This window comes from Amycolatopsis sp. NPDC021455 (genome assembly GCF_040640995.1).
Lineage (GTDB): Bacteria > Actinomycetota > Actinomycetes > Mycobacteriales > Pseudonocardiaceae > Amycolatopsis.
This window is the reverse complement of record NZ_JBFACT010000055.1, coordinates 1-13,377: the sequence shown is the minus strand read 5'-3', so window position 1 is coordinate 13,377 and position 13,377 is coordinate 1. Positions and strand designations below refer to the sequence as shown.

Here is a 13,377-nt window from a genome sequence, read left to right as displayed (position 1 = left end):
GGAGTCTAGCACACGAAATGACATGCGAACGAGCATCTTGATCAGGGTCAGGGCAAGTCGAATATTCCCGCCGAAGGTTTTCACTATCGACTATTGCGCTTTTTCGCAGACGATCAACCGAGTGGGAGAATCGAGTTGGGATTCGACCGGTTCGGCGGTACCGCGTAGCGACTCAGCGCGGCTCGGAGCGGCTCGGGCACCCGGCATGGCCGGATGTCGTCGTCCGGACCCCGCAAGCAGGCGACGCGCTGGTAGCCCCGTGCCACGAGTTCGCCGCACCCCTTGACGTAGTCGAAGGCGAACCCGATCCGGGTCTGGGTGAGGTCGTCGAGCCGCATCCGCACGGAGATCTCGTCGAACGCGGTGGTTTCGGCGAGGTAATCGCATTCGCAGCGGACCGTCAGCAGCCGGAGACCGGCCCGGATATCGGCGATCAACTCCGGCACCTCGTCCCGGAGGAACAACTCGCGGCACCGTCCTTGCCAGCGCAGGTAGTTCACGTAATAGACATTGCCGACCAGATTGGTCTCCTCGAATCCGACGACGTGCCGGTATTCGTAGAACGGCGGCCCGGTCACGGCCGTTCTCCCGCGGCCACCGAGAACACCACCGGATCGCCGGCGTGGCGCAGCGTGCCGGCCCAGGTGGCGATCCGGACGGAACCGGAGCGGAACCGCACCCAGCCGTCCGGCCCGGCCTCGTCGAAGACCAGCGGTTCACGCACGACCGCGTGGCCCAGCTTGCGCAGGCACTCGACGGCACTCCACACCCGGCCCGCACTTCGCCCGAAGGCTTCGCCGCTTTCCCGGCAGGCCAGCCTCGCGAGGGCGAGCCCGCCGTCGTCGAGCAACGCCGGCCACCGCTGCCCGCTACCGGAGGCCAGCGGCTGCACGTCGCACCCGACCGGCACCGTGCCCGCGACAGCGAAGGTCACGCCTGCCCCGTGCGACGCCGAAACCTGCAAGCCCCGGCCGGCTTCCGGCCTGCCGTCGGGCCGGTACCGGACGACTGTTCCGGTACCGCCGGCCGCGGCGGTGATCGCGGCCGCGGACCGCTCGCGGCGGGAGAGTCCCTGCCCGTCCGGCACCACGGCGCAGCCGGGCGTGCCCGGCAGCCACGCGGCGCACCGCCGCGCCAGGTACGGACCGAGCAGCAGCGGGGGCCACGGCTCGCGGATGTCGCGCCTGGCCACGGCCCGGAGCTCGAGCCCAAGCCAGCGCTCGACCGGCACACCCCGGGAGTCGCGCACGGTGAGGTCGTAGACATAGGTGTCCCCGTCGTGGCCGCGCTCGGTCGCGGCCACCGTGACCGAGCCGTCCCCCGCGTCGGGGACGATCTCCAGCCGACCGACGCGCACCGGCAGCAGCGTCGTGTCCGGGACACAGCACTGGACGACGTGCATCAGCGCATCCCGGCGGCCGGGATCGCCGAGCACGAGCCCGGCGGGCAGAAACCCGCCGAACCACCCCTCCGCCGGTCCCGGCGCGATCTCCGCGACGCAGTTCTTCGCGCCGAGCACGCGATATCCGGTCAACCGCCGGAACCGGGTGCCCTGGAACAACACCGAACCGTAGAGATCGGTAACTGGGTCGATGGGAAGCAGCGAGCCTTCCCCGGCGGGCGCCGGTTCCCCGGCAGCGCTCTGTCCGAATCGGACGGTCGCACGGACGTGGTCGGCCACGAAGCCCGTCTCGGCCGCGCGGACGGCCACCCGGACCGCGTCCCCGGCCACGGCGAGCGCGGCGATCCGGATCGTCCTGGTCTCACCCGGCGGCACGACGACGGGTCGCAGGAGCTCCGCGTCTTCGAGGGCCCGCACGTCGGTCCGGCCGGCGACCGCGGACGCGACCTGGCAGACCGCCTCCATGCCCAGCACCGCGGGGAACACCGGGTTGCCGTCGAGCACGTGGTCGGCCAGGTACGGGTCGCCGCCCGCGGACAAGCCGGCCTCGGCCACCAGTTCCACGCCGGGGCAGTGGACCCGGGTGCGTTCGAGGAAGCGCAGCAGCGGCAGTTCGTCGCGCTGCTGCCGCACGGTCGGCAGTCCGCCGGACCGTCCCGCCACCACCACGACTCCGGGAGCATCCGGCTCGCCCAGCACCCGGCGGAGCATCGCCGCCCCCTCGGCGGCCGGGATCGGCTGGATTCCCTCCCGCACCAGGGCTTCGAGGACGCCGAGCCGCTCACCCATCCCGGTGCCCGACCACACCGACCACTCCAGTGCGACGCACCGGCACTCCGGCCGCTCCCGCCCGTACCGCTCCGTCAGCTCGGTCAGCCAGTCGTTGGCGACCGCGTAGTCGGCTTGGCCGCGCAGGCCCGCCCGCCCGATCACGCTCCCGAACGTCACGAGCAACCGCGGGGCGACCGCGGCCAGCACGGTGCGCAGCCCGCCCACCTTGGGCGCCAAGGTCCGGCGGAACGCGGATGCCTCGAGCTTCGCGAGCGCACGCGGTTCGTTGTGCCCGGCGCCGTGCAGCACGACGCTCACCGGGCCCAGCTCGCGGCCGATCCGCGCGACCGCCGCGGCCACCTCGCCGGGCGCGGTGACGTCCGCCCGGTAGTACCGCACGCGCATCCCGGACGCCTCGATCCGCTCGAGGTTGGCGGCGAGCGCGGCGTCCTCGCCCGGCGAGGAGCGCCCCAGCAGGGCCAGCGCCGCCCCGCTCTCCGCCGCCAGCGCCAGTGCGCACTCAGCCGTGATGCCCTTGCCTCCCCCGGTGACCAGCACGACGTCGTCCGAGGCGAGCACTGGTGCCACCGCCTCGCCCGGGAAGCAGGGCAGCACGCGCAGAACCGGCGTCCGCGCGGTCCCGGCGGCGTCGAACACCGTCTCGCCGAAGCCGCGGGTGCCGGCGACGGCCCGCAGGATCCGCTCGGCCGCGGCCTCGGCCTCTTCGCCGACGAGGTCCTCCGGGCCGGGCAGCGTCAGCACGCTCGTGGTGATCCACGGCGCCTCCAGGTGCAGCGTCTTCGCCAGCGCGCCCGCGCCGCGAGGACCGCCGACCGCGACGAAGCGTGCCGGCTTCGCCAGCGCCAGTGCGGCACGCGCCGCGGCGAGCATGGCCTCCGCCTCGTCCTCCCCGCAGTCGGCCCGCAGGCACAGCAGGACACCGTTCCCGAGTCCCGCGTCCTCGAGCAGCCCGGCCAGCACCTTCGCCAGCGGGTACGGCTCGGGCGCGACGAGCCGCCAGGTGCCGGCCACGCGCTCCGCGGGCGCGGGTCCGGGCACCGGCTCGTCGAGGTCGACGCGGAAGGCCCGCACCCAGGGAGCCACGCCCGGCACTTCGGCCGGTGCCGCTTCGTCCGGCCCCGTCGAAGTGCTCCGCAGCTCGTCGAGCATTTCGCCGAGGTCGGCGAGGCTGGCCGTGGCATAAGCCGTGGCGGACACCGGTGCACCGATACCGAGCTCGCGGACCGCGTCGCCGACGATCTGCCCGACGGTGATCGAACTGAGGTGCAGATCGTCCAGGAGGTGGGTGTCCGCCCCGACGGCCTCGAGCGGCAGTTCCGCACGTTCCGCCGCGAGCCGCCGGAGGACGTCCACGGGATTCCCCCGGCTGCCGGACAGCGGATCGGGCTCGCCGCGTTCGGGGACCGCCGGCTCGGCGCTCCCGTCGTCGACCGGCGCCGCCTCGCACGGGCTCGCGAGGAAGCTGAACTCCTTGTCAAGGGGGAACGGCCGGGTGAACCGCCCGTCGAACAGCACACGCACCGACACGGGCGCGCCGAGCGCGTAGGCCGCCGCCACGCCGCGCAGCAGCCCGCAGAGGGACGGGCTGTCGGTCTCCAGGGCCACCGCCGGGCGCTCCGGCGCGATCTGCGCGACCAGATCGGTCAGCGTCCGGCCTGGTCCCACTTCCAGCAGCAAATCGCAGTGCGCGGCGAGCGCGGTGACCGCGTCCGCGAACCGGACCGGCGCGTGGACCTGCCGCTCCAGGAGCGCGGGCAAGTCCGTGCCCGGGGCCAGGCACTCCCCCGTGACCGTCGAAAAGACCGTGCGGTGCAAGCGGTGGAAGCCGCCCTCTTCGTCCAGCCACGCGCGCAGCCGGGTACCCGCCGGGCCCATCTCGGCGGAGTGGAACGCGTGGGACACCGCGAGGGGGCCGACCGTGAACCCGCGGTCCTCCGCCAGCATGCTCACCGCCCAGACCGCGTCCTTCGGCCCGGACACGACGGTCTGCGACGGCCCGTTGTAGCCGGCGATCGTCACCGGCTCGCCGGCCAGCAGCGGCCGGACCTGGTCCGGGGACGCGCCGATCGCCGCCATCGTGCCGTCGCCGGTCGCGGCAGCGGCCATGATGCGGCCGCGGACCTCGGCGATCCGGAGCAGGACGTCCTCGGCCATGCCGCCGGCCCAGTGCAGTGCGGTCAGCTCGCCCAGGCTGTGCCCGGCACTCGCGGTCCCTTCGATCCCCAGCTCGCCGAGGACGCGCAGCCCGGCGGCCGACGACGCCACGATCCGGGGCTGGGCCAGTTCCGTGGCCGCGGGATCGCCGTCCACCGGCAGCCGGGCACACTCGTACAGCCGGTCGGCGGCGGCGAACCGGCGCCGCAGCGCGCCGCCGTCCCCGCGCCGGCCCGCACCCTGGCCGGGGAACAGGAACCCGATCCGGGGCCGGGCCGTCCCGCTCCCCAGGAAGATCCCCCGCCGGGGATCGACCAGTTCCCGGCTGCCGTCCGCGACGGCGTCCGCGAGCTGCCGCAGTGCGGCCGCGGCCGTGGCCGGCGAGCCCACCACGACCGCCGCGCGGACACCTCCTCCGGACAGCCCTCTGGCCAGTGCCGCCGCGAGGTCTCCCAGCTCGGCGAAGGACATCAGGTCCGCCATGCCCGCCAGCCGCCGGGCCTCGGCCGCCAGCTCCGGCGGGGTTCCGGCGTCGAGCAGGAGCAACTCGGCGTCCTGCCGCGATCGCACCAGCGTCCGCGCCGCCGCCGGCGAAGCCGCGGTACCGTCCGCGTGCTCCACCACGACATGCGCGTTGATGCCGCCGAAACCCATCGAAGACACCCCTGCCCGTGGCGGCCCGTCGCCCGGCCACGGCTCGGCGACGTCGGGCACGCGGAGCACCGGCCGGTCCCCGGTCAGCTCCGGATGGGCGGCGGAGTGGCCGCTGGCCGGTGGGATCACGCCATGGCGGACCGCCAGCACCGCCTTGATCAGCCCGGCGACTCCCGCGGCCGCCTTCGTGTGGCCGATGTTCGCCTTGACCGTGCCGATGGCCACCGGGGCCGTGCCGGGCCCGGCCTCGCTCAGCGCCTCCCCGAGTGCGCGCAGCTCGGCGGCGTCCCCCACCGCGGTGCCGGTCCCGTGCCCCTCCAGGTAGCCGACGTCCCCGATGCCGAACCCGGCCATCCGGTACGCCCGGCGCAGCGCGAGCCGGTGGCCGGCGACCTCGGGCCGGGTCATGCCGCCCGCACCGTCGGAGGAGTAGCCCCATCCCGCGATCGTCGCGTGCCGCCGAAGGCCGCGGGCGACGGCGTCCTCGTCCCGCATCAGCACCAGCATCCCGCAGCCTTCGCCGGGCCAGAACCCGTTCGAACCGCGGTCGTAGACTCGCATCTCGTCTCGCGCGAGCGCACCGGTTTTCGCGAACCCGACCAGCTCGAAGGGATCGATGCTCAGGTCGACCCCGCCCGCGATCGCCGCGTCGAGGTCACCGTCGGCGAGCGCTGTGCACGCCGTGGCCACCGAAAGCAGGGAGGACGAGCACGCGCCGTCCACGGTGTAGCCGCCCCCGCCGAAGTCGAAGTAGTTGCAGATCCGGCCCGCGATGGTGTTGGCGAGGCCCCCGGCGAGACTGTCCTCGTCGATCTCCGGGAACGGCGCCTTGTACCGGCGCTCGAGCTCGTCGAGGAACGGCCGGAGGCGATCCCCGGTCCACTCCAGTTCGCGGAGCGCCGCCGCGACGGTCCGGCGGACGTACGGCCACCGCAGGCGCAGTACGTTCGCCCGGCTGAACTCGCCGGTCAACGTGTTGCCGACGACGACACCCGTGCTTTCCAGGGGTATTCCCGCCCCGCCCGGCAGACGGGCGTCCTCGAGGGCCTTCGCCGCGGTGTCCAGGGCCAGCCAGTGCACCGGGTCGGTCGACCGGTGGGTGCTCCCCGCGATCCGGTAGCGCACGCGGTCGAACTCGAATCCCTCGAGGACGGCAGCCATCGCCGCGTAGAACCGGTCCGGCACGGCCGGGTCCGGTGCGTAGTAGTCGTCGAGCCGCGTCCGGACATCCGGCAGCCGCCGGAAGGCTCGCCGACCGGCGAGCACGTTTTCCCACAGCCGGTCCGGCGAGTCGGCGTCCGGGTAGCGGCAGGCCATGCCGACCACCGCGATCCTGGCCCGGTTCATGCCGCCGCACCGGCCACCGGGTCGCCCTCACCACGCCGCTCCCGCGCCTGGGCGATCCACCAGGCGGCCCCGCGCACCGCGCACACGATCGACACGGCGAAGAACAGCGTGTAGACCACGTTCAGCACCATGAGGACGCCGTAGACCACGGCGACGGCCGAGCCGAACACGAACTGCGCGCGCGGCTTCGACGGCGTGGTCCCCGGGTCGGTGATCATGTAGTTGGTGAAGAGCACGAACGCGACCCCGGACATCACCCCGAGCGCGGTGCTCAGGGAGACGTCCCAGATCCAGTGCCGGATCAGGGCCTGGACGGCGAACCCGCCCATCCAGCCCGCGATCAGCGGGATCCGGCGGGTGAGCGCGGCGTTGATCACCGCCCCGGCGGTCGCGATGACCAGCGGGATCATGATCCGGAAGAACGTGTTGGCGTTCTCGGTGAACTCGTACGGCGGCGCGATGCTGACCCACGAGCCGAAGCACAGCAGGGTGACCGTGATCCCGAAGTTCGACGGGTTCATGAAGTGCCGCAGCCTGCCGCCGATCGGGGCCTGGAACGCATGCTTGCCCGTGACGCCGACGACCACCGCGAAGATCACCGGCCAGATCTGGTCGTTCGCGTACAGCAGCATGTTCACCGCCAGGCTGGTGATGTGTGCGGGCAGCAGGAACTCGTACACCCCGCGTGCGCCGCGCCCGGTGAACCGCGCCGGACGGCGCCAAGCCCACGCGCTGATCAGCTCGAAGACGAGCTCGGTCAGATAGCCCACCGCGACCGCGATGACCGGCCACAGCCAAGGCTGCTCGAATCCCAGCACCGTGTAGCCCAGCACGTTGAACACGCTGATCGAGATGGCGAAGTTCCGCAGCGCCAGGTACCGCGCGTCCAGGGCAGGCAACGTCTTCGGCGCCGCCGGCGGGAAGAGTGTCTTCTCCGGCGCCTCGGGTGACCGGGTGGGGACTGTGGCTGTCATCGGCTCGGGACCTCCTGGACACCGTCGGTCAGCAGGAACGTGTGGGTGCCGGGCTCGAGCGGCCGCATCTGCCGGTGCCGGACCCCCGCCCCGTCTCGCCAATCGAGCTGCACCTGTACCGGACCCGAGGCCGTACCGAGTCCGAAGTGGACTCCGAAGTCCCGTTTCCCGCTGTGACCGCCACCACCGTCCAATTGGGACAGTTGCGTGCGACCGTCCGGAGTGGTGACCCGCACGGTGGCGCCGTAGGCCGGCGTGCCGGCCGCACGCATCCCGCCGGTGCCCGCGACCGGCCGGTACAGCCGCAGATCGAGGTACGCACCGCGGCCGGGTGACTGGTTGACGTAGAAGGCAGGCGCGTCCCACTGGCGGGCGACCGCGAAGTCGAGTGTTCCCGTCCCGGTGGTGTCCGCGATGGCGATGCCCCGCGTCGGAGTCGGCACGGCCAGGCCCAGCTGCTCGCTGATGTCGACGTACTTCCCGTCGTCGCCCCTGGCGTAGAAGGCGAGCGGCTGGTGCCCGGCGATGTCGTCACCGGGTTCGACGTGAGGCCACATCGCCGGGTTCACCAGCAGGTTGTCGTTCGACATCGCCAGTTCCTGCAGCCACGCCCACCGGTCGGTGCCGCCCTTGACGAAACCGACGGTCTGGACCACGTCCAGGTCTCCGGTGTTGCGGAAGTCGGCGGCCTTGACGTCCCAGCCCCAGCCGGACCACGCCAGCCCGTACTCCTGGGCCTCCTGCCGGAACGGCGCGAAACCGGCGTCCAGGTCCTTGGCCATCGCGGCGGCACTGTCGGCCTGGTTCACCCAGACGAAGTTGCTCTCCTCCAAGCCCCACGCCGTGGTGATGTTGCTGACCAGCATGTCGAACCGGCCGCGGCGGTTCAGGTCCGCGAAGTCAATCCCCATGCCCTTGAACGAGTCGTTGCCCAAGACGAACGACTTCGGTGTCACCGGAGTCCGTTCTCCGCGCACCACCGCGAAACGGATGCGGCCGGGTGGCGATACGTTGTGCAGCAGGAAATCGTGCCCGAAGTCATTCGCGACGTAAACGTCCTGGCGGCCGCTTCCGGTCAGGTCCGCCGAGGCGACCGCCAGTGTCCAGCCGTTCGACGCCTCGTACGGAACCGCGCCGGGTTCGGGCACATAGGTCGCCGTCGGCTGCTCACCCGCAGTCCCGGCGTACCAGCGGAACACGTGCGCGCCGCCCGCGTTGGCCGCACTGGACATCGACGTGTTCATCTCGACGTTGCCCTGGCCACGGGGATCGAGCACATCGGAGTCGGGGAAGTAATTGCCGATGAACAGCGCGGGGCGGCCGTCACCCGCGAAGTCGCCGACCCCGACGGCGTTGGTGTTCCACCGCGGACCGTGGTAGCCGCCGTCCGCGGATTCGTTGGCCACCAGTTCCCGGGGCTGGTAGGAAACCGCTGCGGGTGCCGACGCCTTCGCCTTGGCCAGGAACAGGATCGGCGTGCGACCCCAGTAGTAGACCAGCAGGTCCATCCCGCCGTCACCGTTGAAATCGCCGGGGACACAGCCCATCGGCGCCATCGCCGCGTCCATCGGCAACGGCGCCGGATCCAGCACGAACGGGGTGAACCGGTCCGCCTCGGGTGCGGTCGGGGTGTAGGTGACCACGACGGCGTCGGTTCTCGTGTCGACGAAACACATCCCGTCGGCGCGGCCGTGCCCGGTCAGGTCGTTGACCGCGATCGCGGCGCCCACCGAGGAAATCCACGACCTGATGCGCGTATAAGCGGGATTGACCTCCCGGACGGTGCGCTTCGGCAGGCGTTCGTATCCGGGCGGATACGCGATCGGCAGCTCCTGGAAACGGTAGCCGCCGGCCCGCGGAGCCGGGTCCTGAGCGGCGACTTGGCCGTCGACTACAAAGAACAGCGACAGCGCGAGCAAAACCGCCGCAATGGCCGGGACCGATCTGCGCAACCAGGACACCGCAACGATCTCCCCTCTATCCCTTCCCCACACGGGCAAAAGATCCGCCAGTTCCGACCAGCCTGCACCCGCCCGCGATCGCGGTGTTCTCCGACATTGCCCGGCCCGTACCCGAGAACGGGACCGTCGGCCATCAACCGCCCGGCGAGACGAACTTCTCCGCCACGCGCGTCCGCCACAACTCGTAAGCCGGAACGACGCCATCCGCCGACGGGCCGGGTTTCGCTTCCCTGGCCAGTTGCGCGGCGTCCTCCGCGGACATCCCGCACAACACGCGCGAAGCGCTTTCTGTCTCCGGTACGACGAGGCCGGCGCGTGCCCTGGCTTCGGCGGCGAACGCGCTTCCCTGGGCGAGCTGCGGACGGTACTCACGGGCACGCTCGGCAAGTTCAGCCAGCTCCTCGGGATCCGCGCCGCCCGCATACGTCGCCGCGAGGCCGGCTCCACTATAGAGATCCGCGTGCCGGTCTGCGTCGAATCCGCCGATGAGCTCCGCCACGCGGTTCGGGTCGGTTCCCCCGATGAACCACAGCGCGCGCCCGATGCCCTGGTCGATCGCACGATCGGAATACGCCGTGCCCGTGCCGCCCAAGCGGGGGACATAAGCATCGCGAAGACGGCGGTGAACGTACCGCGCGGTGTGGAAGTAGGCTTGGTGGAACCCGTATCCGTCGAGGACGAGCCACCGCAGCACCGGATCGCTCACTGCGGCGAGCACGCGGGCATGCCGGAACCGCGGCAGCCTGGCCAGCGCCCAGCCGATCCCGACGTAAGCCATGTACAGATGTGGTTCTCCTGGCCCTGCAACGAATCGCGGCGTGTTCCGGCCCCACACCGAGAGCCCGTCGCGGATCGCGAACGCCATCGCCGCGCCCTCGTAGCAGAATCCTCGCATCCTCACGGCGACCTGGTCGAGCGGATCGGGGACGTCCTCCGGTCCCCGCGCCTCGGCCGCGACGGCGAAACCGTGCAGGAACGACCGGCCGACGGCCTCCAGCAGCCGCGTGGCGGCATCGTCCTTGACGTGGAAGCCGCGGCGCGAAATCCGGGTTTCGGCGATGTCCGGGGTCAGCACCCGGCGCCGGAGGCTCCGCCAGGGCGCGGTCATCCGTGTCACCGGAGGTACTGGCGGGCGGGGTTCGCGCGCGGGTACCGGCGCAGATAGCCGAAGAACTCCGAGAGGGCCCGGTCCGCCGGCGTCAGCAGTCCCGGCGTGTAGTGGATCGTCGTCAGGACGGAGGCGTCCTCGGCCAGCAGGTCGAACATGAAGAGCTGCACCTTGGCCAGGAACGCATCCGCAGCGTCCGGCGGCTCACCGGGCACCCGCTGGGTGCTCCAGCTGAAGAACGACGCGGTCGTCCCCGCCCGCGGCGCCGACATCCCGGTGATCCACCGGAACCACCGGCCGTCGAGTGTGCCGTGCTGCCAGAAGATGTTGCTCCCGTGGATGGATGCCCAGACCTTGTACTCCTCGCCGCCCGGCATCAGCGCGTGGTAGCGGTACCCGACCGAGAAGTCCTTCCAGGACAATGAATCGTGCGGGTCCTCGACGAACTTTCCCTCGTGCGGCGGGGAGAGGTGCTGAAGGTCGAGGGTTTGCGCGGCGACCACCCACGGGTCGACGGCGAGGCGCCGGCCGAACGCGGCCGCGCGGTGCACCAAGGGCAACCCCGGCTCCGGCGGCGAAGTCCCGGGGATCGGGAACAACGGCTCGGTCCCGTTGAACGCCCAGACGATCCCGTACTTCTCCACGGTGGGGAAGCGGAACAGGCCGGCCTCCCGGCCCGGGCCCACCGAGCGGCACCGTCCGTCCATTCCGTACCGCCAGCCGTGGAACGCGCACCGGATCCCTTCGCCGTCGAGACTCCCCACGGCCAGGTCGGCGCCGAGGTGGACGCAGTACGCGCTGAGCACCGCAACCTCGCCCGCAGCCGAACGCACCGCGATCACCCGGCCGTCGAGGAGCTCGGCACCCACGATTCCGCCCGAGGGCGGGAGGTCGGCGCTGAGACAAACCGGGAACCAGGTCTGCGTGAACACCCCATCCTGTCCCTCGGCCGGGATAGGCACCGCGCGTGGGCGCGGTCGGACGGAATCGATGATCGGCATATGTGTGGACCGTCCTTCCCAGTGACGACGAACGGACGGGAGCCAGCCCCAGTGTCGACGGCTCGTCGTGGCCCGTCAAGGCCGCCGTTTCGACAATCTCGGAGAACCCGCGCTCGCGCCGCTGTGGTCAGATGACTGTGATTCGACGACCGCCATCGACGTGGATTCGGGGGGATTATCGTGACATCCCGACGCGAACCGGTCGGCCGCCAACAAGGCTGTCGCGCAGCGGCTGGTCGATGCCTGGAACGTTCGGGACGTAACGGCGATGATGCGTTACTGGGCCCCGGGAATGGTCAACCACGGCCGAGATGGCACCTCGCCGGTCGCCGAGGTCGGTGCCGAGATGCAGCGATTCATCACCGCCTTTCCCGACATCCACGTCGAAATCGAGGAAATCGTCGCCGGGCGCGATCTCGTCAGCACGCGGCTCACTGTTAAGGATTTCGCGGTGATCCAGGACGTCTCGGCCCCCGAGTTCGTCGACCACTTCGCCCCGCCGTGGGATCCCCGGGGCGGGACGGCGTCGCGCACCGGTTCGGCCAAGCGGCGAACGCGCTGACGGCGACCAAGGTCGAGGTGCTGGTTTCGGTCTGCGAAAGCGGTTTCTTGGCCCAGGCGATCGAACTGCGCTTTTCGCACACCGGCGATTGCATGGGCATCCCGCGACGGGCAAGAAGTTCGCCGTCGGCGGCTCCGACACCTTCAGCTTCGACGGGAACCGGATCGTCGAGCACTGGGGGTGGCCTACCACGACATCGGGAGCTTTGGTGAAGACTCGGGAGGCCACGGGCACGTCCGAGGACGCCCACCTGTGGGCGGTCGGGCAGGCACTACGGCGGATCAAGGCCGACCTCGGCGGTACGCATTCACTCGACGAGCTCGCGCGCGTCGCGTACCTCAGCCCGTTCCACTTCCACCGGGTTTTCCGCCAGATCACCTCCGCCACCCCGGCGCGGTTCCTCGCGGCCTTACGGATCGCCGAGGCCAAGCGGCTGCTGCTGGGAACGAAGGCGAACGTGACCACGATCTGCATGGACGTCGGGTACTCCAGCCTCGGCACCTTCACCACCCAGTTCACCCGGCTCGTCGGCACCTCGCCCCGGCACTTCCGGCGGCTCGCCCGCGATCTGGCGGCCCTGCCGCTCGAGGAGGTGCTGGCCGGGTCGGTCCCGGTCGAGCCGCAGCGAGCGGCGCCGCTGCGGATCCGGCTCAGCGGCCTCCCCAACGGGCACCTGGCCCTCGTCGGGCTCTTCGAGTCGGGGATCCCCCAAGGATGGCCCGCGGCCTGCACCCTCGTGCGCGGCTCGGCCGAGGGGGATCTCCGGATCGGCGTGGACGGCAGCTACATGGCGCTCGTGATGAGCCTGCCCGCCGACGCCGCCGCCGAAGCCGCGCTGACCGAGGTCCGGCCCGACCAGTGCCGGGTCGGCTCCTGGGGGCCGGTGCACGTCCGGCGCGGCCGTCCCGCCCAGACCGACGTCGAGATCGTCCTGCGGCCACGCCGGGCCAGCGACCCGCCGATCCTGTCGGTCTCCCCACTGCTCGCCGCCGGCCGCCGGCCGCACGGGACGTTCCCGAAGATGCGCGAACCCGGGCCGCAGCCGGCCGGGTCCGACCGATGGGGAGGCGCCCGATGACGAACTCCGCGCCGCGGCAACGCCCGCTGGGCAAGCACCTGCCACACGAAGGCGACGACGGGCTCTACACCCAGAGCCGGCACCCGATCTGCATGGCCGAGGATCGCCACAACGGCAATGGGGATTTTCATCTTGGTTTGTGCTGGTGGGGGTGGGTTGACGGGGTGTGGTAGTGGTCAGGCTGCGGCTGGCCGGGCCGTGTCGCGGGTGTCTTGTTCGTGCTGGGTGAGCACGAGCAGGGCGCGAACCAGGGTGGTGGCGTGGCGGGGGTGGAGGCGGAGTTTGTCGAGGATGCGCCAGGTTTTGAGGGCGGCGAAGCCGCCCTCAACCGCGCAGCGCAGCCC

At 71.6% G+C, this 13,377-nt stretch carries 7 protein-coding genes and 1 pseudogene; 2 read left to right on the top strand and 6 right to left on the bottom strand.

Translation table 11 applies throughout. The annotated features are described in order from the left end of the window. Positions 1-113 precede the first annotated feature (113 nt). The 6 genes from AB0G28_RS37400 to AB0G28_RS37375 form a co-directional block, all read right to left on the bottom strand. Entirely contained in the window at positions 114-578 is a 465-nt protein-coding gene (locus AB0G28_RS37400; RefSeq protein ID WP_361100632.1) for an acyl-CoA thioesterase, read from the bottom strand. Further along, on the bottom strand, positions 575-6,349 hold the full coding sequence (locus AB0G28_RS37395; RefSeq protein ID WP_361100629.1) for an SDR family NAD(P)-dependent oxidoreductase: 5,775 nt from the start codon (positions 6,347-6,349) through the stop codon (positions 575-577). The genes AB0G28_RS37400 and AB0G28_RS37395 overlap by 4 nt, the downstream gene beginning before the upstream one ends. Next, positions 6,346-7,323 carry an enediyne biosynthesis protein gene (locus AB0G28_RS37390; protein WP_361100626.1) on the bottom strand — a complete coding sequence of 326 codons (978 nt, stop codon included), beginning with the start codon at positions 7,321-7,323 and terminating at the stop codon, positions 6,346-6,348. Before AB0G28_RS37390 ends, AB0G28_RS37395 begins: the two co-directional genes overlap by 4 nt. Beyond that, positions 7,320-9,284, bottom strand: coding sequence for an ASPIC/UnbV domain-containing protein (locus AB0G28_RS37385; protein ID WP_361100623.1), 1,965 nt, complete (start codon positions 9,282-9,284; stop codon positions 7,320-7,322). Before AB0G28_RS37385 ends, AB0G28_RS37390 begins: the two co-directional genes overlap by 4 nt. Before the next feature lie 133 nt (positions 9,285-9,417). Continuing rightward, on the bottom strand, positions 9,418-10,392 hold the full coding sequence (locus AB0G28_RS37380) for a DUF1702 family protein (RefSeq protein WP_361100620.1): 975 nt from the start codon (positions 10,390-10,392) through the stop codon (positions 9,418-9,420). A 5-nt stretch (positions 10,393-10,397) separates the two neighbouring features. Then, entirely contained in the window at positions 10,398-11,393 is a 996-nt protein-coding gene (locus tag AB0G28_RS37375) for a Rieske (2Fe-2S) protein (protein ID WP_361100617.1), read from the bottom strand. Between the two features lie 229 nt (positions 11,394-11,622). Between AB0G28_RS37375 and AB0G28_RS37370 the strand changes: the two are divergent. Both AB0G28_RS37370 and AB0G28_RS37365 read left to right on the top strand, forming a co-directional pair. Then, positions 11,623-11,955: pseudogene (locus tag AB0G28_RS37370) on the top strand (ester cyclase); the annotation flags it as partial. Positions 11,956-12,163: 208 nt separating this feature from the next. Further along, entirely contained in the window at positions 12,164-13,033 is an 870-nt protein-coding gene (locus AB0G28_RS37365; RefSeq protein WP_361100614.1) for an AraC family transcriptional regulator, read from the top strand. Positions 13,034-13,377 lie beyond the last annotated feature (344 nt).